Below are 24,761 nucleotides of genomic sequence, written 5' to 3'. Positions count from 1 at the left end.
AATCGCTACGTCCTTTGATCCGAACCAAGGCGAATCCTGGACCCGGCCGTTCCGCGCCGGCCACACCACTGGAGACTTCTGATGACTGCGATGAACGCCAACACCGAAGGGCTGGAGGGCCTGACGCGCCGGTTTGCCAAGCTTGCGGCGACGCTGCGCTATGAGGATCTGCCCGCGCCGGTCGCCGCCAAGGCCAAGCTGATCATCCGCGACGGCCTCGGCAATCAGGTGGCTGCCTCGGCCATCAGCGAGGCGGCGATCGCGATCGTGAAGCTCACTCAGGAATGGGGCGGTGCACCGCAGGTCACCGTGGCGGGATTCGGCCACAAGCTGCCCGGCCCCATCGCGGCCATGTGCAACGGCGCCATGGGCCACGGCGTCGAGCTCGACGACGCGCACGGCAGCGGCCTCATCAAGGCGGGGTCCGTGATCATCCCGGCGCTCTTCGCCGGCTCCGAACTGAACCCGAAGGCGACCGGCGGCGACGCCGTCGCGGCTCTGGTGGCGGGCTACGAGGTGGCGGTGCGCGTCGCCAAGGCGATCAACCCGGGCCATCGCCATCGCGGCTACCACACCACCAGCACCGTGGCCCTCCTCGGCGCCGCCACCGCGACCGCCCGCATGCTCGGCTGTGACGAGGAGCGGATCGCGGACGCCATCGGCCTTGCCGCCATGCAGGCAAGCGGCATCCAGGCCTATCTGGACGATCCCTGCATGGCCAAGCCGTTCGGCCCCGGCAAGGGCGCCTTCAATGGCGTGCTGGCGGCGGTGATGGCAAGCCGCGGCTTCACCGGCCCGAAGAAGGCTCTGGAATCGCGCGAGGGCTTCCTCAACGCCTTCACCGACCAGGTTCGCATCAGCGACCTCCTCGACGGCTTCGGCAAGGAGTTCGCCATCATGGAGGTCGGCTTCAAGCCGCACGCGGCCTGCCGCTACGCTCACGGCCCGATCGATATCGCCCAACGCATGCACGAGGAGGGACTTCGGGCCGACACCGTCGCCGGCATCACCGTGCACATGAGCGAACTGGCCATCCGGCAGGCGTCCAAGTTCCCGTGTCCGAGCCTCAACGCCGCCATGGGCAGCACGCAGTTCGGCGTGGCGCTCGGGATCGTGCGCGGCAGCAACGGCCTGAAGGACTACTGGGACGCCTACACGGATGCCGGCATTCACGCGATGGCCGAAAAGGTCGTGCTGGTGGCGGAGCCGGAGTTCGGCATCGGCGGGCGTCAATCCGTCGTCACCGTCGAGACGACCGACGGGCGCACCTTGCGGATCCGCCAGGAGGAACCGCGCGGCGAGCCCACCAACCCGCTGACGGACGAGCAGTTGGAGAAGAAGTTCATGGCCACCGCCGGCCTCGTGCTGGACGAAGGCCGAGCCGCGGAGATCAGCCGCCGGGTGATGACCATGGAGACGCTGCAGAGCGCCGCCGACATCCCGCCGATGACCGCCGCGCCGAACAACGAACCCGTCCTTCGCGCCGCCTGAGGATAGCCGCCATGCTGATCAGCCGTCCCGACAGTGCCATCATCACCCCGGATGCGGAGCAGATCTCCGTTCCCTGCCTCTTCATGCGGGGCGGGTCCAGTCGGGGCGGCTTCTTCCTCGACACCGACCTGCCGCCCGATCCCGTCGAGCGGGCGGCCTTTCTCCTCGCCGCCTACGGCTCGCCGGATCACCGCCAGATCGACGGGATCGGCGGCGCCGATCCGCTGACCAGCAAGGCCGCCGTCGTCGGTCGGTCGACCCGGCCCGATGCCGATGTGGACTATACCTTCTACCAGGTCGGCATCGACCGGCCGCAGGTCTCCACCGGGGGCAACTGCGGCAACATGCTGGCGGCCGTCGCGCCGTTCGCCGTCCTCCGCGGCCTCGTGCCGGCCGTCGAACCGGAAACGACCGTGCGGATCCACACCACCAACACCGGTCAGGTGGTCGTCGCCCGCATGACGGTCCGCAACGGCCGGCCGTCGGTCGACGGAGACGCAGCGGTGCCGGGCGTTCCGGGCACCGGGTCCCCCATCCAGATCGACTTCGGCGATTGCGCAGGCGCGGTCTCGGGCCGTCTGCTGCCGACGGGCGCGGCGACGGATCGGGTCCAGATCGGATCCCGCACCATCCCGGTGTCCCTGATCGATGCTGCGACACCCTTCGTCTTCGTGCATGCAAGCGATGTCGGCGCCCGCGGGACGGAGTCGCCCGCCGAAATTCTCGCCGACACCCGGTTGATGGACGACCTTGAGGCTGTCCGTGGCTGGGCGGCCGTCGCCCTCGGGCTGGTGGACAAGCCGGAGAGGGCCCGCACGGTGACGCCGAACGTGCCGCGCGTGATGATGATCGCCGCGCCGGCCGACTACGCGGGATCGGAGGGGCCGATCGCCGCGGCGGACATCGACCTTTGCGTGCGCCAACTCGCCATGCAGAAACCCCACCACACGCTCGCCGTCACAGGCGCGGTCTGCACCGCCGTCGCCATCAGCGTGCCCGGTTCGATCGCGAACCGCCTTGCGGGACGCACCAGCAGTCGTGTCCGGCTCGGGCAGCCGGCCGGCGTTCTCACCGTGTCCGCGCAGATCGACATCGAGCTAGGCGGCCCGGTCATTCGCAGCGCATCCGTGGAACGGACCGCCCGGCTGATCATGTCCGGCGGCGTCCACGTCTCGACGGCGCGCCTCGAGGCGCACAGGGGTCTCCTGATCGAAGAGGTGGAAGCTGCAAGGGACGTCACCGCTTGACCATGCGCCTTGGCAGACAACGGACTGTCCGGCCAGACAATCGGCGGTGATGAAAGACGGCGTACGCGGATCTCGGCAGGCGGCGATGGTCGGATGTCTCCGACCGCGACACAACTTCCCACCCGTCGCCCCTACCGCCCCAGGCTGTAGAACTCCGGGTTCGGGCGCATGTTGGTGACGTTGGCGAGCCGGTTCGACAGGCCGAAGAAGGCCGAGATGGCGGCAATGTCCCAAACGTCGTCCTCGGTGAACCCGTGCGATTTCAGCGTCTCGAAATCGGTTTCGGAGACGGCGTAGGCCTCGGTGGAGACCTTGATGGCGAAATCGATCATCGCCTTCTGCCGCTCGGTGATGTCGGCCTTGCGGTAGTTGGTCGCCACCTGGTCCGCGATGAGCGGGTTCTTGGCCCGGACGCGCAGGATCGCGCCATGGGCGACAACGCAGTACTGGCACTGGTTCAGACTGCTCGTCGCCACGACGATCATCTCGCGCTCGGCCTTGGTGAGGTTGCCGGGCTTGTCCATGAGCGCATCGTGATAGGCGAAGAAGGCGCGAAACTCGTCCGGGCGGTGCGCCAGAACGAGAAAGACGTTCGGGATGAAGCCCGACTTCTCCTCCACCGCGAGAATGCGGGTGCGGATGTCCTCCGGCATGTCGGAGAGGTCGGGGATCGGAAAGCGGCTGGCGGGCCCGTCTGGCATGGTCGTCACTCCCATTGTCCTTGTTTCTCGTTCAAGCCGGCAGCCGAGCGGCCGACGGCATCAGGTATCCCAGAACGGCGGCAACCAGGAGCAACGCCGGGACGTCGCCGAGAAGATGGCCCCATTCGTTCGCGCCGTCGTGGAAGACCTGGATCGTCATGATCACCGCATGGACGACGCTCGACCAGATCGTGAAGGCGATGAGGCTGGTGTGCGCGGCGGGTCTGCGCGACGCGAGGATCAGGAAGAGCCCGAGCGTCACGTAGATCCCTGAGATCATCTGGAAATAGTAGGCGCCATGGCCACCGTGCCACATCCAGCCGGAGGGCCAGATCATGGCCAAGGGATAGACGAGGCAGAAGACGACGCCGAAGGCGATCATGGCGGTCTTGAGCAGTTTTTCGTTCCGGATCCCCGTCATTCTCTTCCTCCAAGGGTCTGTCCTGCCCCAAATCGGCCTGACGCGGATCTCATATCTGGGTCGGGACGGTCGGACGCCTCCGACCGTCCCGCGCGCTACGGCCTGACCGGCCGCCGCCCGTTCGGGCTTGGTCTCAGGCGCTGTAGAAGGGCGAGTGCATGCCCTTGCTGGCATCGGCCACCACGTCGCCGTCGAACAGCTTGACGGTGAGGCTGGCGCCGGCGCCCTTGGCGAAGTCGGAGAGCATGCCGACCGCGTAGGCGTGGGCGTTTTCCAGCGAATCGAATTCGTAGAAGCCGCCGACCGAATGGGTGTTGATGCCGCTCAGCCAGGTCTTGCTGCGCAGGCCCGGGACGGTGTGCATGGCGGGATTGGCCTCGCCCCAGATGCCCTTGTCGAACGGGGCGGAGTTCTGGAATTCGGCGTAGAGAAAAACGCGGCTCGGCTTGGTCATGATGGGCTCCATGGGTTGGATGGCGGCACCATAGGCGCTATCCTCACCATGATGGAAGTACGCACCTTTTGGTAAGAATTGAGACCATGTTCGAACCGGCCAACCCCTACAACCTGAACTGCCCCTCGCGCGACGTGCTCGATCTCATCGGCGGCAAGTGGGCGATCCTCATCCTCTGCTGCCTGCAGCAGGGCCCCGTGCGCACCGGCGTGCTGATGCGGTCCGTCGGCGGCATCTCCCAGAAGATGCTGACCCAGACCCTGCGCGACCTGGAGCGCGACGGCTTCGTGGAGCGCATCAGCCACCCGGAGGTGCCGCCGCGGGTGGAATACCGGCTGACCGACCTCGGCAGGTCCCTGAGCGAGCTCGCGCGGTCCATGGAGCAATGGGTGGTGGCGCACTATCCGGCCATCATGGCCCGCCGGCTGGAGCGTGCGGAGACGGACACTGCCGCGGCGAAGCCGAATCGGACCCGGTCGGCCGCCCGAAGCTGAGCCAAGTCCGCGCCGGGCGAGCCAATGGGCCCGATTGTGCCGCCGGACCATCCGGGCGATGCTGCCGCGGCGGCGATGGGGTGGTCCATGCGGGTGATGGTGTTGGGGGCGGGCGGCTTCATCGGCCGCCAGATCGTGGCCGAACTCGTGTCGGGCGGCCACAGAGTGGTGGGCGTGGCCCGCTCCACTGGCGGCCTTGCCGAGGCGATGCCGGGGGCGGCCTTCCTTGCGCTCGACCTTGCGTCGGCGCTCGATCCGGCCGGCTGGCGCGGCCGGCTCGCCGGTATCGACGTGGTGGTGAACGCCGCCGGCCTTCTCCGCGGGCGCCAGATGGAAGCCGTCCACGTGGCGATGCCGCGGGCGCTCGCCGCGGCGGCCGCGGAGGCGGGGGTGCGGCGGATCGTGCTGATCTCGGCGATCAGCGCCCGGCCCGATGTGGACACCGACTATGCGGCCACCAAGCTTGCAGGCGAACGGGTGCTGGCGAGCTCCGCCGTCGGCTGGACCATTCTGCGGCCCTCGCTCGTCTATGGCGACGGCAGCTATGGCGGAACGTCGCTGATGCGCGGACTTGCGGGGCTGCCGATGTTCGTGCCGCTGCCCGGCGAGGGTGATTTCGCCTTCTCGCCCATCCACGTCCGCGATCTCGCTCGCACGGTCCGCCACGTCTGCGAGGACGACGGCTTCGCCGGCCGGACACTGGAGCCGGTCGGGCCGCATACGCTCAGCCTCAAGGATCTCCTGGCCCGCTACCGGGCATGGCTCGGCTTCGGCCAGGCGCGCTTCGTGCCGGTGCCGATGACCGTCATGCGGTGGATGGGCCGCCTCGGCGATCTGGCGGGCGACGGTCCGGTCTCCACCAACGCGCTCGTCCAGATGGTGGCTGGCAACGGCGGCGACGGCGCGGCCTTCGCCCGCGCAGTCGGCTTTGAGCCGCGCCGGCTGGACGAGGCGCTTCGCGACCGGCCGGCGGAGGTGCAGGACCGCTGGCACGCCCGGCTCTACTTCCTCGCCCCAGCCCTCAAGGCCGTGCTGGTCATGATGTGGCTGGTCTCGGCGTGGCTGGGTCTCGCTCACGGGGCCGCGCTGACGGCGGAACTGGTGGAGAGCCTCGGGCTGCCGGCGGGGCTGGCGGATCCGCTGCGGATCGGCAGCAGCCTTCTCGACGTGGCGGTCGCGGCGGTCCTCGTCCTCAACCGGTCGGCCGCGCGGGTGGCCGTGCTGCAGGCGGTCGTGGTGGTTGGTTATACGCTGGTGCTCGGCTTCGGCCTGCCGCGGCTTCTGGTCGACCCGCTCGGCCCGCTCCTGAAGAACCTGCCGGTTCTCCTGGCGATCGCGGTCCTTGGCGTCATCGGGGCGCGGCGCTGATGGACCTCTATCTCTTCGCCAAGTGGGTGCATGTGGTGAGCAGCACCATCCTGTTCGGATTCGGCGCCGGCACGGCCTGGTATTTCTGGAGCGCCCACCGGACCGGCGATCCGGCCCTCGTTGCCCGGGTCGGCCGCATGGTGATTCGGGCGGACTGGATCTTCACCGGCACCAGCGGCGTGGTGCAGCCGGCGAGCGGCCTGCTGCTCGTCCATCTGGCGGGATACGCCCTGACGGAGCCCTGGCTGGTGGTGACATACGGGCTCTACGCTCTCGCCTTCGCCTGCTGGGTACCGGTGGTCTGGCTGCAGATCCGCGCGCAGGTCCTCGCGGAGACTGCGGCCGCGAAGGGCACGCCGCTCGGGGCCGACTACCGGCGCTGCATGCGACTCTGGTTCGCGTTCGGCTGGCCGGCCTTCCTCGGACTGATGGGTGTGTTCTGGCTGATGATCGCCCGGCCGGCGCTCTGGTAAGGGCCGGCCGGGCGTCTCGGGCTCAAACCGCGCGCGCCTCGCGGAAGCTGACGAGCCGGCGGCTGCCTTCGTCCCACAGCACCAGCCGCACGCAGGCGAGGCTTTCGGCAAGGGTGAGGCGGCCGATGGAGGCGAGCTCCGGATGGCGCTCCAGCACCTCCGGCAGGCGGTAGAAGGGGATGCGGCTGCACAGGTGGTGCACGTGGTGGATGCCGATGTTGCCGGTGAACCACCGCAGCGGCTGCGGCAGGTCGTAGTGCGAACTGCCGTGCAGGGCCGCTTCCGGATGGCTCCAGTCGGGGCTCTTTTCCCAGAGCGTCTCGTCGAACTGGTGCTGCACGTAGAAGAGCCAGACCCCGATGGTGGCGCCGATGACCGTGATGGGCACCTGGACGAGGAGGAAGGTCTGCCATCCGACGAGCGCGATCAGGCCGGCGATCACGGCCGCGATGGCGAGGTTGGTGGCCATGGCGCTGATCCAGGGCGCCGCGCCCTGGCGCATCAGGCCGATCGGCAGGCGGTGCTGCACCACGAAGAGATAGGTGGGGCCGAGGACGAACATCACCAGTGGATGGCGATAGAGCCGGTAGCCGAGGCGGCCCCGAAAGCTGAGGGCCCGATACTCGCGGACGGTGAGGGTGTCGACGTCGCCGATGCCGCGAAGGTCGAGGTTGCCGGAGGAGGCGTGGTGGATGGCGTGGGTGCGGCGCCACACGTCATGCGGGGTGAGGGTCAGGACACCGATGACGCGGCCGACCCAATTGTTCGCGGCGCGCGTCTGGAAATAGGCGTCGTGGCTGCAGTCGTGCTGGATGATGAAGAGGCGGACGAGGAAGCCCGCGGCCGGTATAGCGAGGAGCAGCGTCAGCCAGTAGCCGACCTGGAGCGACGCCAGCATGGCGATCCAGAGGAGGACCAGCGGGACCGCCGTGACGACGATCTCCAGAATGCTGCGGATAGGGTTGGGCGCCCGATAGGCGGTGAGGATCTTGAGCCAGCGGCGTGCGTCGATGGCGGCGGAAGGGTTCTGACGGTCGTGGAATGTCATGGTGCCGGACAATAACCGACATCAACGAGTTGTACCTACATTTTCAGCTTTTGTCGTTCATTTCTCGCGTGATCGCTCCGTGATCGGTGCGGCTTTGCACTCGGAGGGCCTGCCGGCCGGATCGGTTCGGAACCGCCAGGGTCAGCGTACGACCGGTTCGGCGCCCTCCGGGACGGCCAAGGCATCGGCCACCACGACGCCGATCTCGCGCAGGAGCTTGAGGGTCATCGCCTCCTGGAAGCCCTGCCAATCCGGCACCTCGATGACGAAGGCGCCGGCGCCGGCCGCCACGTACTGGCCGTAGTAGGCCGGAAGGTCCGGCTCCCGGGAGGCGACCGCCAGCCCGTTGATGGTGATGCCGAGCGTCTCCGCGCGGGCCCGCTGGCCGGCGAGCCCGAAGCGGGCGCCGCGGACCACCCTCGTCTCGCGTCCGTCGCCCGACACGTCGATCACCTGGCGCGCCGCGCAGCCCGCCGGTTCGGCGAAGAGATCGATGGCTGCCGCCAGCCCGTAGCCGATTCGGGTGCTGCCGTCCGCGCGCCGGTCGGCGGCAAGAAGCGTGACGGCAAACCGGTCGAGGTCGGCCGGCGTCGGGACCGCCTGCCAGTCGATCACCGTCAGCGGAAATGCCTCGTCGCCCCAGACGACGGCGGCGAGCCGCACGTCGCCAGCCCGCGCCACCGCGTCGGCCACCCGGGGATCGGCAAGGGCGCTGGCGATGCCGCCGGTCTGCAGGGCGTACTCCCGGTCGTCGATGCTGGCCGAGGCGTCGATGGCAAAGACCAGCGCCACATCCCCGCAGGGGGTTGCGGCATCGGCGGGTGCAACGGCGAGTCCGCCGACGACGGCGAGGAACGCTGCGGTTCCGGCGGTGATGCGTCTAGACATGCGGCCCTCCTTGCGATGCTGGCCGGCGAAGACCGACCTTGGCTGCCCGCCACCGCCCGGTCGTCACCCTTGCGGGGGATGGGGGTGGACGGATGCGAGCCGTTGCAGGCGTAAAGGAGGTTTGCCACCGGGCGGCGGCACGGTCTGTGATGGTCGACACAATGGATGAGGGTATGGACCGGCGGCATGGGCTGCGGTCGCGCCGGTGGCTGCCCGGCGCCTCGGCCGCCCCGATCAGACCGCCGTTTCGGCCGCGAAGGCCTCCACCGCCCGGACTGCGGCGGCGAAGCGGCGTGCGCGCACGCCGGCCGCGGATCCGGCTGCCGGTTCGACGACCGTTCCTTCGCGCCGAGCCTCCACGGCAAGGCCCGCCGCCTCGCCGGCCATCTGGGCGAGGCCGGCGGCCGTCAGTTCCGGCTCGTCGGAGACCGTCACGGGCCGCTCGGCCATGGCGGCCAGGAAGCCGGTGAAGTAGGGATTGCGGGAGAGGCCGCCGTCGACGGAGAGCGGGCCTTCGAACGGCTGTTCGGCCGCCATCGACCGCAGCACCTCGGCGGTGCGAAGCGCGATGCCTTCCAGGAGTGCCTGCATCAGGTCCGCAGCGCCGTCGGCAAGGGCAAGGCCGAGCCAGCTGCCGCGCGCGGTGCGGCTCCAGTGGGGACAGCCGAGGCCTGCGAGCGCCGGCACGAAGGCGATGCCCCGGTCGATCGCGGGCGCGGTCTCAAACCGGTCGATCTCGGCCGTGTCGGCGAAAAGGCCGAGGTCCCGCGCCCAATTGACCGCCGCCGCCGCCGCGTAGACGCCGCCGTCCAGGGCATAGGTCATCGGCTCGCCGTCCCGGCGCCAGGCGACCGTCGGCAGCGGGCCGGGCTTTTCCGGTCGGCAAAGCGCGCCGGTGACGCACTGGACGAAAGCCCCCGTGCCGAAGGTGATCTTCGCCTCCCCCGGCCCGCGGCAGCCGTGCCCGTAAAGGGCGGCCTGCTGGTCGACGATGCTCGCGCCGAGCGCAAGGCCGCCGGCAAGATCGCCGAGCCGGCCGGACGTGGGGCCGATCGCCGGCAGCGCGTCGATCGGCACGCCGAATATTCGGCAGAGCTCCGGGTCCCAGGCGCCGGTCGCCAGATTCATCAGCGAGGTGCGCGACGCGGTGGCGACGTCGGTCTCGAACCGGCCGGTCAGGCGGTCGCGGAAGTAGGCGTCGGTGGTGCCGAGCCGGAGCCGGCCCCGGTCGGCGAGCGCCCGCGCGCGTGGGTTGGCGCGCAGGATCCAGCCGAGCTTGGAGGCGGAGAAGTAAGGGTCGAGCGGCAGGCCGGCGCGCGCCATCACCTCCGGGCCGATGCCTTCGGCGGCGAGTGCCGCGGTCTCGCCGGCGGTGCGGTCGTCCTGCCAGACGATGACCGGACCGACCGGCATGCCGTCGTCCGCGTCCCAGGCGAGGCAACTCTCCCCCTGGTTTGCAAGGCCCACCACATCCGCGCCCGCGCCGGCCTCAAGGCAGCGCGCCACGTTGGCGAGAAGCTCAAGGGCGTCGTGCTCCACGTGGCCGGGGGCCGGGTAATGCTGTCGGTGTTCGATCTGCACGAGCGGCGTCAGCCGGCCGTCCGCACCCATGGTGAGCGCGCGGGTGCTGGTGGTGCCCTGGTCGATGGCAAGGATCCGCATTCAGTCCTCCAGGAGGGTCAGGCGGAGGTCACTGCCGCCGGCGAGGTCGGCCGGCAGGCGGAGGAGGATGCGCCGCTCCGGCCGGCTGCGGAGGCGCCGGCTCGCCAGCACCTTGTCGCCGTCGGTGAGCACGAGGCGGCCGCTGGCTGGGCGCGCCAGACGCACCTGCAGATGGCGGGCGCCGCCGTCGCCGGGCGCGGCGGGGCCGAGCCTCTGCGGCAGGGCGAAGCGGATGGCGGGGCTTTCGGTGACGAGACGGCGGCCGGCCGCTGGCTGAGAAAGGCGGCCGGCGAGGGCGGCTGCCACCGCCGCGGCGACGCGGACGCCCTCCGCCCAGCACCAGCCAGCCGTCTCCACCGGTCTCAGGAGATTGCCGGCGGCGAAATAGACCGGGTCGGACAGGCGGCCGAAGACATCGATCACCGGACCGCCGGAGCCGGGGTCGAGCGCCAGGTGGCTTTCCTTCAGGAGCGTCGCCTCCGGCCGGAAGCCCCCCGAGACGATCACCCCGTCCGCCTCGATCTCCCGACGGCCGGCGGCGTCGGTGAGCACCAGCCGCTCCACCCGGTCGCGGCCGAGGATCTGGTCGAGCCGGGTGCCGGCGAGAAAGGGCACGCCCATGGCACGGGCGAGGAGGACCGCCGGGGCGAGCGCGACCGGCCGTGGCCCGGGCTCGATCATCGCCACCGGCTTGATGCCGGCGTGGCGGCAGGTGAGGAGCGCGGAGAAGGCGACGAGCTCGGACCCGAGGATGGCCGGCCGGCGAAAGGGCGCGCGCCCCTCAAGATAAACGAGGCCCTGCAGGGCGCCGGTCGGCAGAACGCCGCCGGGCTTCTCGCCGCCGATCAGCCGGGCGGCGCGGCTCGTCTCGCGCACGCCGGTGGCAAGCACCACCGCCCGCCCAATGATCGCCCCGCGCCCGTCCGGCGTGGCGAGCGACAGGCGTCCGCCGGGATGGAGCGCCGTCACGGTGACGCGCCGGCGGATCTCCACGCCGGCGGCCTCCGCCCGGCGCACCAGTCGGGCCGCGTAGTCCGGGCCGCGGAGCAGCCGGTGGAATTCGCGCATGCCGAACGGGTAGTGCCCGCAATGGCGCGGGATGCCGCCGGCCTCGCCCTCGCGCTCCAGCACGACCACGCGGCCGGCGCCGCCTTGGCGAAGGGCGGTGGCGGCGGCAAGGCCGGCCGGGCCGGCGCCGACGACCACCACGTCGGCGGTCTCCATCGTCGGGTCGATCGAAGGCGTAAGGGTGTCAATCATCGCGGCGGTCTCCGACCAGCATGGGTTCGGTGAGCCGGCCGGCGGTGATCCGGGCAAGGTCGGCGGAGCAGTAGAAGCCCTGGCAGCGGCCCATGGTGACGCGGGTACGCCGCTTCAGGCCGCCCATGGAGCCGGCCGCCATCGGGCCTTCCAGAGCCGCCTCGATTTCCCGGCGGGTCACCCGCTCGCAATGGCAGACGATGCCGCCGTTGCCGGGCTGGCCCCAGTCCCGGGCGTTTTCGTCGGACAGCGCCGGCATGCGCGGCCACACCGGGTCGGCGAGGGGCGCGGAGGAAAGGCCGGCGAGACCCGCCACTTGGGCGGCGATGCCGAGGGCGGCGCTGAGGCCGGTGGAGCGGATGCCGCCGACGCAGATGTAGCCGGGGGCGAGGTCGGCGCGGATCCGATAGTCCTTCTCCTCCGTGGCGGGGCGAAGGCCCGCGTAGACCGCGGTCACCTCCTCGTGGGCGAGCGCCGGGAGGATGGCCTCGGCCCGGCTGACGAGGGCCTGGAGGGTGTCGCGGTCGAGGAGGGCGTGGTCGCGGTCCTCCTGCTCCTCGGCGGTCGGACCGACGAGGAGGTTGCCATAGGCGGTGCGGCAGACCACGATGCCTTTCGTGACCTTGGTCGGAACGGGGAGCAGGATGTGATCGGCGAGCGCGGCCGCGGTCTTGTCGTAGACGACGAACTGGCCCTTCCGGGGCCGGATCGTGAACCAGCTCTCGCCGGTGAGCCGGCGATCCACCGTGTCGCCATGAAGGCCGGCCGCGTTGATCACCAGCCGGGCCGACACCACCCCTGCCCGGGTCTCCAAGCGCCAGACGCCGTCCTGCCGTCGGCCGCCGAGCACTTCGGCGTTGCGCTTGAGCCGGGCGCCGTTGACGAGCGCCTGCAGGAGATAGCCGTGCGCGGCCGACCACGGGTCGATCAGCGCCTCGCCGGGGACGCGGAAGCCGGCGCGGACGGCGGGGGAGAGGTTCGGCTCCAGGGCAAGGAGGCGCGCCCGGTCGAGCGGTTCCAGGTCGTCGACGCCGTTCGCCGCCCCTTGCGCCATCAGGATCGGCAGCGTTTCCGCCTCCGCGTCCGTCCAGGCGAGCACCAGGGCGCCGCAGCGGATCACCGGCAGGTTCAGGCTTTCGCGGATCTCCAGATAGAGCCGATGGCCCTCCTGGATGCAGGCGAGTTCCAAGGAGCCGGTCGGCGCGTCGAAGCCGGTGTGCAGGATGGCGCTGTTGGCCTTGGAGGCGCCGTCGAGCACGTCGGCCGCCTTTTCCAGCACCACGACGGACGCGCCGTCGAGCGTGAACTGCCGGGCGAGTGCGCAGCCGACAACGCCGGCGCCGACCACGGCGACGTCGTGGACCACGTCCGCCTCGCCTCGTCCAGGCTCCTGGTGCATGCGCGGATCCACATCAAAAATGTTGTTTCGGTCATCTATTGACTGCTCGGTCAGGTGTGTCAAGCTGCACACCTGAAAGGCATGCCTTCGGCGAGGGCATGGGTGGACGGTGCGCGTCGCATGCGGCCGAAGACGGCGGATTGATGAACGGGCGAAGGCGTGCGCTGGGAGCAAGTGACGGGCCATGAAGCCGCACGAGAGGCAGCTGAAGATAGCCGAACTGATCCGCCAGGAGGGGGAAGTCTCCGTGGAGGGTCTGGCGCTGCGCTTCGACGTGTCGGCCGAGACGATCCGGCGCGATCTCGCCCAACTGGTGGAGAGCGGCCGGGTGCAGAAGGTGCATGGCGGCGCGCGCCGCCCGCGGCTGATGGTGGAGGGCAGCTTCACCGAGCGGCTCGGCAGCGAGGCGACCGCCAAGGCGCGCATCGGCCGCCGGCTGGCCGACCTGATCGAGCCGGGCGAGACGCTCTTCGTCGACACCGGGTCGACCACGCTCGCCGCCGCCGACCACCTCGCCGCCATTCCGAACCTGACGGTGATCACCAACTCCTGCCGGTTCGCCGACCGGCTGACCCAGGCCGGGTCCGACGCGGCCATCTATCTTCTCGGCGGGCGCTATCAGGGCGACAACGCCGAAACCACCGGACCGATGACCATCGGGCAGATCGGCGCCTTCCAGGCGGACCGGGCGGTGATCACGGTCGCGGCCGTGCTGCCGGAGATCGGCGCCATGGACGCCAGCTTCGAGGAGGCGCAGGTGGCGCGGGCGATGATCGCCAACGCGCGCAGCCTCACGGTGCTTGCCGACCACACCAAGATCGGGCGGCGGGCGGCCTTTTCGGTGTGCGCGTCCGGCGAGATCGACCAGCTGGTCAGCGACCAGACTCTTCATAAGGAAACGCGCGAGGCGCTGGTCGACCTCGGCGTCGACGTGTGCTGCTGAGGCGACCGAGCATCGACCGGGGGATTGGATGAAGGGATTGATCGGCGGCTATGTCCGCACCATCGACGGACTGTCCGACATCGTGGGCTACATGGCCGCCGCCCTGATCTTCGTGATGGGTGGCGTGCTGATGTTCGACGCCTTCACGCGCAACGTGATCGAGATGCCGGTGCACTGGGCGATCGAGTTCACCCAGTTCACGCTCGCCGCCTACTATTTCATGGGCGGGGCGATGACGCTGAAGAACAACGAGCATGTGCGCATGGATCTGTTGTACGGCACGCTCTCGCCGCGCGGCCAGACCAAGATGGACCTCGCCACCGTCGGCTGCCTCCTGTTCTATCTCGGCGTTCTCCTTGCCGGGTCGATCTCCAGCCTGCAATACGCCATCGCCACCGGCGAGCGGCGCTTCTCGATCTGGAACCCGTCTGTCATCCCCATCAAGGCGCTCATGACGGCCTGCCTCGTGCTGATGATGCTCCAGGCGATCGCGCTGGTGTTCAAGCACGTCGCGGCGCTCCGCGACGGCGGCACCGAGACCGCGGAGGGGACGCGATGAGCTACGAGATGATCGCGCTCCTGATGTTCGCCTCCATGGTGCTCCTGCTCTCCACCGGGCAGCGGGTGTTCGCGGCGATCGGCTTCGTCGCCTCCGGAGCGGCGCTTCTCCTCTACGGGCCGGGCGCCATCGAGCTGCCGTTCAACCAGGTGTTCAAGCTGTTCAACTGGTACGCGCTGCTGACCCTGCCGATGTTCATCTACATGGGCTACATCCTGTCGGAGTCCGGCATCGCCGAGGACCTCTACAAGATGCTGCACGTCTGGTTCGGCCGGGTGCGCGGCGGGCTGGCGATCGGCACCATCTTCCTGATGGTGATCATCTCGGCGATGAACGGCCTCTCGGTCGCCGGCATGGCGATCGGCGCCACCATCGCGCTGCCGGAGATGCTCCGCCGCGGCTACGACAAGGTGTTGATCTCCGGCGTCATCCAGGGCGGATCGTCGCTCGGCATCCTGATCCCGCCGTCGGTGGTGATGGTGCTCTACGGCATGATCGCCCGCCAGCCGGTCTCCAAGCTGTGGTTCGCCGGCCTCGTGCCCGGGCTCATCATGGCGGCGCTCTTCATCGTCTACATCATCATCCGCGCGCGCATGAACCCGAAGCTCGCGCCCGTGGTCGACGAGGCGGAGCTGAACATGCCGTTCCGGGAGAAGCTGGCGCTCGCACGGGCCGGCATCATCCCGTTCGCCATCTTCTTCTTCATGACTGGGCTTTTCGTGTTCGGCTTCACCAGCCTGGTGGAGAGTTCCGCCGTCGGCGCCACCTGCGCCACCCTGGCGGCGATCCTGAAAGGGCGCTTCACCTGGACGCTGATCCGCGACACCTCCATGAAGACGCTGGCGGTCTCGTGCATGTTCCTCTGGCTGATCCTGGCGGCGCTCGCCTTCGGGGCGGTGTTCGACGGGCTTGGCGCCGTCCGGGCGATCGAGAGCCTCTTCATCCAGACCTGGGACCTGTCGCCCTGGACCATCATCATCATGATGCAGCTGAGCTTCATCATCATGGGCATGTTCCTCGACGACACCGCCATGCTGGTGATCGTGGCGCCGCTCTACGTGCCGCTCGTCAAGATGCTGGACCTCGGCTTCGACAACCAGCTGATCTGGTTCGGCGTGCTTTACACGATCACCTGCCAGATCGCCTACATCACCCCGCCGTTCGGCTACAATCTCTTCCTGATGCGCTCGCTGGCGCCGAAGGAGGTGACGCTGATCGACATCTACCGGTCGATCTGGCCGTTCGCCGCCATCATGGTGCTGACGATCGCGCTCGTGATGATGTTCCCGCAGCTCGCCCTGTGGCTGCCCGAGCAGATGAACGTCAAAGGCTGACGGCGCGCGGTTTCGCGTGCCGCCAGCTCCCCGGGGCGGCGTCCTCGCCGTCCTGTTCTGATCCGGGCGCGCCGTTCCGGACAGGGGGCCCCGCCCCCAGGCGCGCCACCGGGCGACCCGCGGAAGACGGGCGCCGCCCGGACGCATGACCGGTCCGGCAACACGAAAGAGGGGACAGACATGACTGACAGCAAGACGATCAAGGATCCGTCCGAAGCCATCCTGGCGACGCGCCGCAGCTTCCTCGGCAAGGCCGGGCTTGGCGCCGGCGTTCTCGCCGGCTCCACCCTGGCGGCGCCCTACGTGAAGGCACAGAGCGCGCCGATCAAGTGGCGCCTGCAGACCTATTCCGGTGCCCCGCTCGGCGCCCACGTGATCAAGCCGCAGATCGAGGCCTTCAACAAGGCCGCGAACGGGGAGATGGAGATCGAGCTCTACTACGCCGACCAGCTGGTTCCGACCGCCGACCTGTTCCGCGCCCTCCAGAGCGGCACCATCGACGCGGTGCAGTCCGACGAGGCCACCATGGCTTCGCCGGTCGACATCTCGGTGTTCGGCGGCTACTTCCCGTTCGCCACCCGCTACAGCCTCGATGTAGCGTCCCTCTTCCAGTACTACGGCCTGAAGGAGATCTGGGAGGAGGCCTATGCGGAGGTGGACAACGTCACCTGGCTTTCGACCGGCGCCTGGGATCCCCTCCACATCTTCACCGTCGACAAGCCGATCCGCAGCCTCGCCGACATGAACGGCCTGCGCGTGTTCGGCGTGCCGACGGCCGGCCGCTTCCTGTCGCGCTACGGCCTCGTGCCGGTGACCATCCCGTGGGACAACGTGGAAGTCGCCATGCAGACCGGCGAGCTCGACGGCGTCGCCTGGTGCGGCTTCACCGAGGCCTACGAAGTGGGCTGGGCGGATGTGTGCAAGTACGCGCTCAACAACTCGGTCACCGGTGCCTGGTTCGGCAGCTATTTCGCCAACACGGAAAGCTGGGCCAAGGTGCCGCCGCACCTGCAGGAGCTGTTCCGCATCACCATCGACCAGTCGCACTACTACCGGAACATCTGGTACTGGGGCGGCGAGGCGAAGCTGCGCGTGGAAGGCCAGAAGATGGAGCTGACCCAACTGCCCGAGGCGGAGTGGCAGCAGGTCCTGAAGGACTCCGAGAGCTTCTACGACGAGATCGCCTCGTCCAGCCCGCGGGCCGGCAAGGTGGTGGACGCGTTCAAGAAGTACGCCTCGGTGATGGAGAAGGCGGGCTACCCCTACCGCTGATCGCCCGGGCAGGATCCGTACTCTTGGGCGGGCGCCACGATTGGCGCCCGTTTCCTTTGCCGCCGATCGGATTTCCGATGTTCCATACACGGGCGATGGCGTCCGGCGCGGCGCGGTCGGTCCTTACCCCCGGATGCGGGCATAAGTGCCCGGCCGTCGGCTGGCGACGGTCAGGGTGGCGGCCACCGACCGCAACAGGCCGGAGGAGACGCCCTTGCCGACCAGCGCGTAGCCCGTGTCGCCCTCCTGCCAGAAAACCGCTGGCGCGTGCGGATCGTCCACCGCGGTCGGCGGCACGTCGTCATCGCCGGTCATCTGGGCGGCGACCAGCGACACCGGGCCGGCCGCGGAGTCCGCCGCGACGACCACTCCGCGCCGGCCATCGATCGGCTCCAGGCGCACGTCCTTGACCACCCAGTCGCCCGGGAGGTCCGGCAGGTCCACCTCGGCGGTGTGGCCCAGGCGACGGATCTTCTCGTCGATCGGCTCCGGGCCGGACTGCAGGCGCTCGTCCCGTTCGGCAACCGCCACGGTCTCGCGGGCCATCAACGCGAAGGCGAGATCGGCGTGTCGGTCATCGGTCCGGTAGGGCAGGGACAGGGTGTTGGCGACCCATCCCACGGCGAGCAGCGACGCCGCCATGGCGGCACGCCCGATCGGCTTCATCCACTGCCGCCTAGCGATCGCGCGGCGAAGCCGCTCGGCCCGCGCCACCGTCTGCGCCGGATGTTGCCGGGCCGGCTGACGAAGGCGAAGAGCCTCGGCGAGGTGCATGTCCACCATCACCCGCATGGCAAGGTCGGGATCGGCGGCGATCGCCTGTTGCACCTGCAGCCGCCGCTCCGGGGTGAGTTCCCCGTCGAGAAAGGCGTCGATCTCCTGGTCGCTGACGGGGCCGCCGTTACGCATCGCGGCCTCCCACGAGTTTGAGGCGGGACGCCGACCGGGCGGGCGTCGACCGGCTGCCGTCCACGGGCTCGCGCGCCACGAGCGCGCGGAGCCCGGCCCGGGCCCGGCTGAGGCGCGACATGACGGTGCCGACCGGCACGTCCAGGAGGTCCGCCGCATCCCGGTAGGAATAGCCGAGCACACAGACGAGGTGCAGGATCTCGGCCTGTTCGGCCGGCAGCCCGTCGACGGCCTCGGACACCTGGCGGAGCTCCACGTGGTCGACCTGGCAGGGCGGACAGGCCCGGTCGAGGGAAACACCGAGGGCGGCGTCGCGCCGTGCCTCGCTCGTCCGACGGCTGACGCCGGTCAGGAAGGTGTTCCGCACGATCCGCATCAGCCACGCGGCAAGCGGCCGGGCGGGGTCGTAGGCATGCTGCATGGCGAGCGCGCGGGCAAGCGTCTCCTGGAGGAGGTCGTCCGCGTCCGCGTCGTTCCGCGTCAGAACCCGGGCGTAGCGCCAGAGCGCGTCGAGATGCGGAACCGGATCGATGGTCGAGGAACCCAACATGACTCGTCTACTCCACCCCGCGTCATCTTATTCCAAGATTTGCATTTTCGGCAGGGTGAGGGGCGAGGGCCGCGCGGATTGGATGGCGCCGCCTCAGGCCGGCAGCTGTCCTTCCATGTGGTCGAACGGCACCATGACGGCTTCCCTGTAGGCGGGGCGCTGCTGCAAACGGTCGTACCAGCGGCGCACATGGCGGTGGTCGGGCCGGGGGATGTCGATGGAAAACCATCGAAACAGCGCTGTTCCGGCCGGAATGTCGGCAAGCGTCAGGTGCTCTCCAAGGAGGAAGGGACGATCGGCGAGCGCGCGGTCGAGACGCGCGAAAAGATCGGCGGTACGGGCCAGCGCCCGGGCGACGGCGGCCGTGTCCCGGTCCGCCGGCGGGGTGCGGTAGTGCCCCCAGAACACGCCGTCCAGGAAGGCCGGCTGCAGGGCGGTCTGCGCCCAGTCCATCCACCCGTCCGCGGCCGCCCGCGCGGCAGGGTCCGCCGGCCAGAAAGCCGGTCCGCCGTAGCGGGCCGCCAGATAGCGCAGGATCGCGTGGCTCTCCCACACGGCCCTTGCGCCGTCCACCAGCACCGGTACCTTGCCGTGCGGATTGAGCGCCCGGAAGGCCGGCTCGTCCAGCCGCCCGAAGGCGCCGCCGGCCGGTACGGTTTCGTGAGGCAGGGCGAGTTCCTCCAGGAGCCAGCGCACCTTCTGCACGTTGAAGCTGTCGGTGCGGCCCCAGAGCGTGAGCATGGCGATGTCTCCCGCGGGTCCTGTGTCGGCCCGCCCCGCGCGCTGCTTTTGGTGTTCCACCGCGGACGCCGACCCTTGTCGGCGCCCGCGACGGCCTCGATCAGAACTCCCGCAGCGTCTCCCGGAGCGTGGACTTGGTGTATTCGGTCCGGGTCAAGCCGCGCTTCTGCAGGATCGGCACCAGACCTTCGCAGATCTCGTTGATGTAGCGCCGATTGATGTGCGTGGTGTAGGGCCGGGTGATCAGATAACCGTCGCCTCCCACTTCCTCCATGACCTCCTGCAGCCGGTCCGCAACCCTTTCCGGGGTGCCGACCAGCCCGTCGATGCCGCGCGAGACCTGGTCCATCACCAGTTCCCGCAGGGTCTTGCCGCTGCCCCAGCGGGCGAAGGCGTCGAGGGAGCCCTGCTCGCCGTTGGTGGTGAGGTGCGGCAGCTCCTTGTCGAGGTCGAACTTGGAGAAGTCGATGTCCGTGATGGCCGAGATGCCGGCGAGCGCCCGCTCGATATAGTGTGGCGAGTTGCGGATGCGCTCGAATTTGGCGAAGGCCTCCTCGTCGGTCTCGCCGAGGATGGGGGCGACCACGAACAGCACCTTGATCTCGTCCGGATCCCGGCCCGCGGCCGCCGCCCGGGCGCGCACGTCGTCCCGGTAGGCCTTGATGCCGGCGACGCCGCTCGACGGCGCGATGATGGAGTCGGCCGTTTCGGCGGCGAACTGACGCCCGCGCGGCGAGCCGCCGGCCTGCACGAAGGCCGGCCGGTGCTGCGGCGAGGGCACGCAGTTGAGCGGGCCGCGGCTCTTGAAGTACTTGCCCTCGAAATGGACCGGCCGCACCTTGGTGGCGTCCACATAGGCGCCGGTCTCCCGGTCGCGGATCACCGCGTCCTTGTCCCAGCTCGCCCAGAGCGCCTTGCAGAGCGCGACGTACTCGTCTGCCATGGCATAGCGGTCCTGCCGCTCGGGCAGGTGGTCGAGGCCGAAGTTCTGCGCCGCCAGTTCCTCGCCGCTCGTCACGATATTCCAGCCGAACCGGCCCTTGGCGATGCTGTCGATGGTCGAGCAGAGCCGCGCCAGCATGAAGGGCGGATAGGCCATTGTGGAGAGGGTGGCAACCACGCCAAGCTTGGTGGTCTGCGAGGCGATGAGCGTGGCCATCGGCGACGGGTCGCCCTTCGGCCCCTGGATGGCGTTGCGGAGGTAGGCGCCGTTGGTGCCACCGTAGACCTCCGAGATCATCAGCGTGTCTTCCAGCATGATGTAGTCGAAGCAGGCCCGCTCCATCGCCTTCGCCATGTCCACATAGAACTGGCCGTCCCACGGATAGCCGCCGTGGGCGAACGGCGCGTTCCATTCATCGGCGGCGAAGTTGACGAACCAACCCAGGTGGAAGGGCTTGGGCATGAGAAGGCTCCGGTACGGGATGAGAACAGGTGTCGGGCGGGAAAGGGAAGCGGTTCGGTCGCCGGCGCGCATGATGGGCGCGCTCCTGGAACGAGGCGTCGGCGAGCGGACGATTTTCTTGGGCGGCGGCACGCATCCGCGTCTGCCGAGGGGCAGGGCGGACGGGGGGCCTGCCCCGTCCGCCGCCGCATCAGTTGGTTTTCGCCTCGCAGTCCACGTCCTCGGGCAGGGTCGTGATCGGCAGGTAGGCCTTGCGGATCTTGGTGTAGGTGCAGTCCGCGACGATCTCGGTGAGCACCAGGTTGAGCTTCTCCTTCAGCTCCGGCTTGTTCAGGGCAAGACCCCAGGAGAGGCCGCGCTCGATCTCCGGCACGTTCGGGTCGCCGACCCAGTGCTCACCGCCGGCGTGCTTGTATCCCTTGCCCTCGGGCTTCTGCAGCAGGTTGAGCGTTGAGTTGATCTTCGCCTCGAACATGGCGTTGATCCGGCCTGCCAGAAGATCGAGCCGCGACTGTTCCGGGTTGTCGTAGAAGACATACTCGATCGAATCGCCGAGCCGGTCCTCCAGGTACTTGATGCCGGACGAGCCGCGCTGGATGCCGAGCTTGACGCCCTTGCCCTTCAGGAATTCCTTGTCGAACTGGAAGTCCATGTCGGTCGGAACCACGAAGACGGTGGGGTTGTAGAAGATCCGGCGGGTGAAATCCATCTTCTGCTTGCGCTCGGGGGTCGGGACGACCTGGCTGATGAGCACGTCGAACTTGCCCTGGACCAGCGACGGGATGAGCGCCTTGAAGTCCATGACGACGAATTCGCATTCCGCCTGAAGGCGCTTGCAGACCTCGCGGGCAAGATCCGGCTCCACGCCGGTGAGATTGCCGCCGGAATCGACCATGCTGAAGGGCGGATAGACGCCCTCGTTGCCGAGGCGGAGCTTCAGCGTCTCGGCGGCGGCTGGGCCGGCGACGGCCAGGAGACCGACGGCGAGCGCAAGGCGGCCTGCACGACCGACGGCCGCGCGGAAGGCATGCGGAAGTCCCATCATGCTTGGATGTCCTTCATATCGTCAGGGGAGTGGGGGGTATGCCTCGCGGCGCGGCGGCGGAGCGTCCCGCGTGACCCGTCGGGCTCGGATGTGTCCGCTCTTCACGGGGGGCGACGGCCTGAGCGGCCGGCGCCTCTGTTCGGCTCGGCCGTCGCGCGTCTGCGATCAGTTGGTCTTCGCCTCGCATTCGGCATCCTTGGCCAACAGCGTGATGTCGAAATACTTCTTGCGCAGCTTGGTATAGGTGCAGTCCTCTATCATGCTGACGAGGGTTGCGTTGATGCGGTCCATCAGCGGACCGGCATCCTTGCGCACGGCCCAGGTGTTGCCGCGCTTCTCCAGCGGGATGGCCGGGTCGCCGGACCAGTGCTCGCCACCGGCAAGCTTCCAGTCCTTGCCTTCGGGCTTCTGGATCAGTTCGATCGTGGAGTTGATCTTGGCCTCGAAGGTCATGTCGATGCGGCCGGCCAGAAGATCCATCCGGATCTGGTCCGGGTTGTCGTAGAAGACGTATTCGAACGCGTCGCCGTAGCGATCCGCCAGGTATTTGGTCGCGAATCCGCCGCGCACGAGACCCATCTTCAGGTTCTTGCCCGTCATGCCTTCCTTGGTGAAGGTATAGTCGGTGTCCTTCTTCACCACGAAGGTCGACGGGTTGTAGAGCATCGGCATGCTGAGGAGCAGTTTGGCCTGACGCTCGGGCGTCGGGTTCAGCTGCGAGACGAGCACGTCGAACTTGCCCTGGAGCAGCGACGGGATGAGGGCCTTGAAGTCCATCACCACGAACTCGCATTCCACCTTCATGCGCACGCACATCTCGCGGGCGAGGTCCGGCTCGAAGCCCGAGAGGGTGCCGTCCGCCGCCACCATGCTGAAGGGCGGATAGATGCCTTCGTTGCCGAGCTTCAGCGTCTCGGACCGGCCCGGCGTGGCGGTAACGGACAAGGCGACCAGACCGATGCCGGCCAGCGCCGCCGCGCGTCCGACGAGCCGCGCAAACGAGGTAGAGATCATTCCATGCCCTCCTGAGGATGAATCGTATTCGAGGTCGGATTGAACAGTAATTGCGGCGCAGATCTGCCCTCCGCGTCAAAGAACGCGGCCAGGGTCCGGCTGATCGGCTCACCGATGCCCGGTTGAAAGCAGATGTGTCGGCGCGACCAAGGGCCAACAAACCTAAGCTACAAAGGATGATCGCGTCTCGATATAAGGCAGAGCCGAATTCCGCATCTCTGGAGAGCGAACGAGAACTGACGCGCGAGCGTGCGGGATGGCTAATTCACCGGCAAAACACCGGTGGAGAACCCGGTTCCGCCGCCTCCGGAAGTGGCAGCCGCGCCCGGTGCGCCGGCAAGACGGTCGGGAACTCCTGACGGTCGCCACCGGTTCAAGCCGCAGCGACACGGGTGGCCCCTCGCCTCGGGCAGGTGCGCGGCCGGCGTTCTGGCCGAATCCGGCCGTCCGCCACCGCCAGGCGAGCCGCCGCGCGTCCGCCTTCTCGACCGGCCGGGGACCGAACGATCATGACCGCCGAGTTTCACACTTTCGCAATGGACCCGGCCGATGCCCCTTCCATTCTGGAGCCGGGACGGAACTGCTGGCGCATCGAGCAGGCCGACCGCATGACGGTCATCATCGATGCCGCCGACTATTTCGCGGTCGTGCGCCAGGCAATCCTGGCGGCGCGCCACACGGTCTACCTGATCGGCTGGGACTTCGACACCCGGGTCAGTCTCGATCACAGGGCGGACGACGGAGCCCCGAAGGTGCTGGGCGCGTTCCTGGAGTGGGTGGCCGAAAACCGTCCCGCCGTCACCATCCGGCTTTTAAAGTGGGACGTCGGCGTCCTCTTCGCGCTCGGCCGCGGATCGACGCCGCTCTTCGTCCTCGACTGGCTCACCCATCGCAATGTGAAGCTGCGCCTCGACGGCGCTCATCCGCGCGGGTCGGCGCACCACCAGAAGATCGTTGTGATCGACGACGCGCTCGCCTTCTGCGGTGGCATCGACATCACGGCCGACCGGTGGGACACCCGCGAACACCTGGACCTCGACCCGCGCCGGACCCGGCCGACCACGCGCCGGCTCTACGGTCCGTGGCATGACGTGACGACGGCCGTGTCGGGGCCCGCGGCGGCAGCCCTCGGCGACGTGGCGCGTGAGCGTTGGCACCGCGCCACCGGCGAGACCCTGGATCCGCCGCCGCCGGTGCCGCCGCTCTGGCCGGATCGTCTTCCGGTCATGGTGCGCGACGTGCCCGTGGCCGTCGCCCGCACCGTGCCGGCGCACGGCGGCCAGGCGGAGGTGCGCGAGATCGAGCGGCTCTACCTCGACGCCATCGGGGCGGCCCGGCGAACGCTCTACATGGAAAGCCAGTATTTCGCCTCCCGCGTGATCGCCGAAGCGATCGCCGAACGGCTGGCCGAGGCCGGCGGACCGGAGATCGTGGTGGTCAACCCGCTCACCGCCGACGGCTGGTTGGAGGAGACGGTGATGGGTGGCGCGCGAGCGATTCTGCTCGACCGGCTCGGCAAGGCCGATCGCGACGGCCGCTTCCGCATCTACTATCCGGTGGCCTGGAAAGGCACGGCCGTCTACGTGCACGCTAAGGTGCTCATCGCCGACGACCGGCTGCTGAGGGTGGGCTCGTCCAATCTCAACAACCGTTCTTTGGGCTACGACACCGAATGCGACCTCGCCCTGGAGGCGGGTGGCGCGGCGGTGCGGGCGGTGATCCGGGGTCTGAGAGCCGACCTTCTCGGCGAGCATCTCGCCGTCGAACCGGAGGCGGTGGACGCCGCCATGGCGGCGGCGGGCGGCTCGCTGATCGGCGCCATCGAGGCGCTGCGCGGTCCGGATCGGAGCCTCCGGCCTTTCGAGGCGCCGGACTGCGGCCCGATCCAGAGCGAACTGGCAGACAGCATGACGCTCGATCCGGAAAGCGCCCGGCCCGGCGCCCTCAGCCGCCGGCTGAGCCGCTTCCGCCTGCCGAACGTGCGCCGAAAGGGCCGCGCGTCCGACCGGGACTGACGGCCCCCTATCCTGTCGGCCCCCAACCCCTTGTTCCTACTTGTCTTCCCACATTCGTGTCGTTTTCT

Annotated in this window: 24 protein-coding genes; 10 read left to right on the top strand and 14 right to left on the bottom strand. The window is 69.0% G+C overall.

Annotated elements, in window-relative coordinates; translation table 11 throughout:
- Positions 1-81: 81 nt before the first annotated feature.
- Both BUQ68_RS21235 and BUQ68_RS21230 read left to right on the top strand, forming a co-directional pair.
- The gene (locus BUQ68_RS21235) at positions 82-1,491 is read left to right on the top strand and encodes an MmgE/PrpD family protein (protein WP_075218034.1); all 1,410 of its coding nucleotides are present in this window, start codon (positions 82-84) and stop codon (positions 1,489-1,491) included.
- Between the two features lie 11 nt (positions 1,492-1,502).
- Positions 1,503-2,738 (top strand): 2-methylaconitate cis-trans isomerase PrpF family protein, encoded by a 1,236-nt coding sequence (locus BUQ68_RS21230; RefSeq protein WP_075218033.1) that lies wholly within the window; start codon positions 1,503-1,505, stop codon positions 2,736-2,738.
- A gap of 131 nt (positions 2,739-2,869) precedes the next feature.
- Here BUQ68_RS21230 and BUQ68_RS21225 read toward each other — a convergent pair whose 3' ends face one another.
- From BUQ68_RS21225 to BUQ68_RS21215, 3 genes are all read right to left on the bottom strand, one after another.
- A complete protein-coding gene (locus BUQ68_RS21225; protein WP_075218050.1) occupies positions 2,870-3,439 on the bottom strand; it encodes a peroxidase-related enzyme in 570 nt (189 codons plus the stop codon).
- A gap of 31 nt (positions 3,440-3,470) precedes the next feature.
- Positions 3,471-3,860: a DUF6632 domain-containing protein gene (locus BUQ68_RS21220; protein WP_075218032.1), complete on the bottom strand. Its 390-nt coding sequence runs from the start codon at positions 3,858-3,860 to the stop codon at positions 3,471-3,473.
- A gap of 133 nt (positions 3,861-3,993) precedes the next feature.
- On the bottom strand, positions 3,994-4,314 hold the full coding sequence (locus BUQ68_RS21215) for a YdhR family protein (RefSeq protein WP_175577878.1): 321 nt from the start codon (positions 4,312-4,314) through the stop codon (positions 3,994-3,996).
- Between the two features lie 86 nt (positions 4,315-4,400).
- Between BUQ68_RS21215 and BUQ68_RS21210 the strand changes: the two genes are divergently transcribed.
- From BUQ68_RS21210 to BUQ68_RS21200, 3 genes are read left to right on the top strand one after another with little or no spacing between them, the layout of a single operon-like run.
- Positions 4,401-4,808 (top strand): winged helix-turn-helix transcriptional regulator, encoded by a 408-nt coding sequence (locus BUQ68_RS21210; RefSeq protein WP_075218030.1) that lies wholly within the window; start codon positions 4,401-4,403, stop codon positions 4,806-4,808.
- Between the two features lie 24 nt (positions 4,809-4,832).
- A complete protein-coding gene (locus tag BUQ68_RS21205; protein ID WP_083656787.1) occupies positions 4,833-6,176 on the top strand; it encodes an SDR family oxidoreductase in 1,344 nt (447 codons plus the stop codon).
- Positions 6,176-6,649 (top strand): DUF2269 family protein, encoded by a 474-nt coding sequence (locus BUQ68_RS21200; RefSeq protein WP_075218029.1) that lies wholly within the window; start codon positions 6,176-6,178, stop codon positions 6,647-6,649. The genes BUQ68_RS21205 and BUQ68_RS21200 overlap by 1 nt, the downstream gene beginning before the upstream one ends.
- A 22-nt stretch (positions 6,650-6,671) precedes the next feature.
- Here the strand turns inward: BUQ68_RS21200 and BUQ68_RS21195 are convergent, their stop codons facing one another.
- From BUQ68_RS21195 to BUQ68_RS21175, 5 genes are all read right to left on the bottom strand, one after another.
- Positions 6,672-7,697 (bottom strand): fatty acid desaturase, encoded by a 1,026-nt coding sequence (locus BUQ68_RS21195; RefSeq protein WP_075218048.1) that lies wholly within the window; start codon positions 7,695-7,697, stop codon positions 6,672-6,674.
- A gap of 141 nt (positions 7,698-7,838) precedes the next feature.
- Positions 7,839-8,585 carry a DUF1194 domain-containing protein gene (locus BUQ68_RS21190; protein WP_075218028.1) on the bottom strand — a complete coding sequence of 249 codons (747 nt, stop codon included), beginning with the start codon at positions 8,583-8,585 and terminating at the stop codon, positions 7,839-7,841.
- Between the two features lie 234 nt (positions 8,586-8,819).
- Positions 8,820-10,247 (bottom strand): FGGY family carbohydrate kinase, encoded by a 1,428-nt coding sequence (locus tag BUQ68_RS21185; protein ID WP_075218027.1) that lies wholly within the window; start codon positions 10,245-10,247, stop codon positions 8,820-8,822.
- Positions 10,248-11,507 carry an NAD(P)/FAD-dependent oxidoreductase gene (locus BUQ68_RS21180; protein ID WP_245293342.1) on the bottom strand — a complete coding sequence of 420 codons (1,260 nt, stop codon included), beginning with the start codon at positions 11,505-11,507 and terminating at the stop codon, positions 10,248-10,250.
- Positions 11,500-12,906, bottom strand: a complete 1,407-nt coding sequence (locus tag BUQ68_RS21175; RefSeq protein ID WP_075218025.1) for an NAD(P)/FAD-dependent oxidoreductase — start codon at positions 12,904-12,906, stop codon at positions 11,500-11,502. The genes BUQ68_RS21180 and BUQ68_RS21175 overlap by 8 nt, the downstream gene beginning before the upstream one ends.
- Before the next feature lie 184 nt (positions 12,907-13,090).
- Between BUQ68_RS21175 and BUQ68_RS21170 the strand changes: the two genes are divergently transcribed.
- The 4 genes from BUQ68_RS21170 (at position 13,091) to BUQ68_RS21155 (ending at position 17,014) form a co-directional block, all read left to right on the top strand.
- Positions 13,091-13,849, top strand: coding sequence for a DeoR/GlpR family DNA-binding transcription regulator (locus BUQ68_RS21170; RefSeq protein ID WP_075218024.1), 759 nt, complete (start codon positions 13,091-13,093; stop codon positions 13,847-13,849).
- A 28-nt stretch (positions 13,850-13,877) separates the two neighbouring features.
- Positions 13,878-14,408, top strand: a complete 531-nt coding sequence (locus BUQ68_RS21165) for a TRAP transporter small permease subunit (RefSeq protein ID WP_075218023.1) — start codon at positions 13,878-13,880, stop codon at positions 14,406-14,408.
- A complete protein-coding gene (locus BUQ68_RS21160) occupies positions 14,405-15,742 on the top strand; it encodes a TRAP transporter large permease (protein WP_075218022.1) in 1,338 nt (445 codons plus the stop codon). The genes BUQ68_RS21165 and BUQ68_RS21160 overlap by 4 nt, the downstream gene beginning before the upstream one ends.
- 180 nt (positions 15,743-15,922) lie before the next feature.
- On the top strand, positions 15,923-17,014 hold the full coding sequence (locus BUQ68_RS21155; RefSeq protein WP_075218021.1) for a type 2 periplasmic-binding domain-containing protein: 1,092 nt from the start codon (positions 15,923-15,925) through the stop codon (positions 17,012-17,014).
- A 123-nt stretch (positions 17,015-17,137) separates the two neighbouring features.
- Here the strand turns inward: BUQ68_RS21155 and BUQ68_RS21150 are convergent, their stop codons facing one another.
- The 6 genes from BUQ68_RS21150 to BUQ68_RS21125 form a co-directional block, all read right to left on the bottom strand.
- Positions 17,138-17,923 (bottom strand): anti-sigma factor family protein, encoded by a 786-nt coding sequence (locus BUQ68_RS21150; RefSeq protein WP_075218020.1) that lies wholly within the window; start codon positions 17,921-17,923, stop codon positions 17,138-17,140.
- Positions 17,916-18,473: a sigma-70 family RNA polymerase sigma factor gene (locus tag BUQ68_RS21145; RefSeq protein ID WP_075218019.1), complete on the bottom strand. Its 558-nt coding sequence runs from the start codon at positions 18,471-18,473 to the stop codon at positions 17,916-17,918. Before BUQ68_RS21145 ends, BUQ68_RS21150 begins: the two co-directional genes overlap by 8 nt.
- A gap of 93 nt (positions 18,474-18,566) precedes the next feature.
- On the bottom strand, positions 18,567-19,214 hold the full coding sequence (locus BUQ68_RS21140; protein WP_075218018.1) for a glutathione S-transferase family protein: 648 nt from the start codon (positions 19,212-19,214) through the stop codon (positions 18,567-18,569).
- Between the two features lie 100 nt (positions 19,215-19,314).
- Positions 19,315-20,619 carry an NtaA/DmoA family FMN-dependent monooxygenase gene (locus BUQ68_RS21135; RefSeq protein WP_075218017.1) on the bottom strand — a complete coding sequence of 435 codons (1,305 nt, stop codon included), beginning with the start codon at positions 20,617-20,619 and terminating at the stop codon, positions 19,315-19,317.
- A gap of 190 nt (positions 20,620-20,809) precedes the next feature.
- Positions 20,810-21,664, bottom strand: a complete 855-nt coding sequence (locus tag BUQ68_RS21130) for a transporter substrate-binding domain-containing protein (protein WP_245293341.1) — start codon at positions 21,662-21,664, stop codon at positions 20,810-20,812.
- A gap of 165 nt (positions 21,665-21,829) precedes the next feature.
- Entirely contained in the window at positions 21,830-22,678 is an 849-nt protein-coding gene (locus BUQ68_RS21125) for a transporter substrate-binding domain-containing protein (protein ID WP_075218016.1), read from the bottom strand.
- Between the two features lie 509 nt (positions 22,679-23,187).
- On the opposite strand from BUQ68_RS21125, the gene BUQ68_RS21120 reads away from it, so the two are divergent.
- Entirely contained in the window at positions 23,188-24,693 is a 1,506-nt protein-coding gene (locus BUQ68_RS21120) for a phospholipase D-like domain-containing protein (RefSeq protein ID WP_245293340.1), read from the top strand.
- The last annotated feature ends 68 nt before the right edge of the window (positions 24,694-24,761 follow it).

It is taken from the genome of Mongoliimonas terrestris (genome assembly GCF_001927285.1).
Lineage (GTDB): Bacteria > Pseudomonadota > Alphaproteobacteria > Rhizobiales > Pleomorphomonadaceae > Chthonobacter > Chthonobacter terrestris.
The sequence above is the reverse complement of the archived record's forward strand: the minus strand, read 5'-3'. Positions and strand labels throughout refer to the sequence as shown.

What these genes read in the sequence shown, in the direction of transcription:
- BUQ68_RS21235 (WP_075218034.1), top strand. Translation starts at nt 82, where the DNA reads ATGACTGCGATGAACGCCAACACCGAAGGGCTGGAGGGCCTGACGCGC.
- BUQ68_RS21230 (WP_075218033.1), top strand. Translation starts at nt 1,503, where the DNA reads ATGCTGATCAGCCGTCCCGACAGTGCCATCATCACCCCGGATGCGGAG.
- BUQ68_RS21225 (WP_075218050.1), bottom strand. Translation starts at nt 3,439, where the DNA reads ATGCCAGACGGGCCCGCCAGCCGCTTTCCGATCCCCGACCTCTCCGAC.
- BUQ68_RS21220 (WP_075218032.1), bottom strand. Translation starts at nt 3,860, where the DNA reads ATGACGGGGATCCGGAACGAAAAACTGCTCAAGACCGCCATGATCGCC.
- BUQ68_RS21215 (WP_175577878.1), bottom strand. Translation starts at nt 4,314, where the DNA reads ATGACCAAGCCGAGCCGCGTTTTTCTCTACGCCGAATTCCAGAACTCC.
- BUQ68_RS21210 (WP_075218030.1), top strand. Translation starts at nt 4,401, where the DNA reads ATGTTCGAACCGGCCAACCCCTACAACCTGAACTGCCCCTCGCGCGAC.
- BUQ68_RS21205 (WP_083656787.1), top strand. Translation starts at nt 4,833, where the DNA reads ATGGGCCCGATTGTGCCGCCGGACCATCCGGGCGATGCTGCCGCGGCG.
- BUQ68_RS21200 (WP_075218029.1), top strand. Translation starts at nt 6,176, where the DNA reads ATGGACCTCTATCTCTTCGCCAAGTGGGTGCATGTGGTGAGCAGCACC.
- BUQ68_RS21195 (WP_075218048.1), bottom strand. Translation starts at nt 7,697, where the DNA reads ATGACATTCCACGACCGTCAGAACCCTTCCGCCGCCATCGACGCACGC.
- BUQ68_RS21190 (WP_075218028.1), bottom strand. Translation starts at nt 8,585, where the DNA reads ATGTCTAGACGCATCACCGCCGGAACCGCAGCGTTCCTCGCCGTCGTC.
- BUQ68_RS21185 (WP_075218027.1), bottom strand. Translation starts at nt 10,247, where the DNA reads ATGCGGATCCTTGCCATCGACCAGGGCACCACCAGCACCCGCGCGCTC.
- BUQ68_RS21180 (WP_245293342.1), bottom strand. Translation starts at nt 11,507, where the DNA reads ATGATTGACACCCTTACGCCTTCGATCGACCCGACGATGGAGACCGCC.
- BUQ68_RS21175 (WP_075218025.1), bottom strand. Translation starts at nt 12,906, where the DNA reads ATGCACCAGGAGCCTGGACGAGGCGAGGCGGACGTGGTCCACGACGTC.
- BUQ68_RS21170 (WP_075218024.1), top strand. Translation starts at nt 13,091, where the DNA reads ATGAAGCCGCACGAGAGGCAGCTGAAGATAGCCGAACTGATCCGCCAG.
- BUQ68_RS21165 (WP_075218023.1), top strand. Translation starts at nt 13,878, where the DNA reads ATGAAGGGATTGATCGGCGGCTATGTCCGCACCATCGACGGACTGTCC.
- BUQ68_RS21160 (WP_075218022.1), top strand. Translation starts at nt 14,405, where the DNA reads ATGAGCTACGAGATGATCGCGCTCCTGATGTTCGCCTCCATGGTGCTC.
- BUQ68_RS21155 (WP_075218021.1), top strand. Translation starts at nt 15,923, where the DNA reads ATGACTGACAGCAAGACGATCAAGGATCCGTCCGAAGCCATCCTGGCG.
- BUQ68_RS21150 (WP_075218020.1), bottom strand. Translation starts at nt 17,923, where the DNA reads ATGCGTAACGGCGGCCCCGTCAGCGACCAGGAGATCGACGCCTTTCTC.
- BUQ68_RS21145 (WP_075218019.1), bottom strand. Translation starts at nt 18,473, where the DNA reads ATGTTGGGTTCCTCGACCATCGATCCGGTTCCGCATCTCGACGCGCTC.
- BUQ68_RS21140 (WP_075218018.1), bottom strand. Translation starts at nt 19,214, where the DNA reads ATGCTCACGCTCTGGGGCCGCACCGACAGCTTCAACGTGCAGAAGGTG.
- BUQ68_RS21135 (WP_075218017.1), bottom strand. Translation starts at nt 20,619, where the DNA reads ATGCCCAAGCCCTTCCACCTGGGTTGGTTCGTCAACTTCGCCGCCGAT.
- BUQ68_RS21130 (WP_245293341.1), bottom strand. Translation starts at nt 21,664, where the DNA reads ATGATGGGACTTCCGCATGCCTTCCGCGCGGCCGTCGGTCGTGCAGGC.
- BUQ68_RS21125 (WP_075218016.1), bottom strand. Translation starts at nt 22,678, where the DNA reads ATGATCTCTACCTCGTTTGCGCGGCTCGTCGGACGCGCGGCGGCGCTG.
- BUQ68_RS21120 (WP_245293340.1), top strand. Translation starts at nt 23,188, where the DNA reads ATGACCGCCGAGTTTCACACTTTCGCAATGGACCCGGCCGATGCCCCT.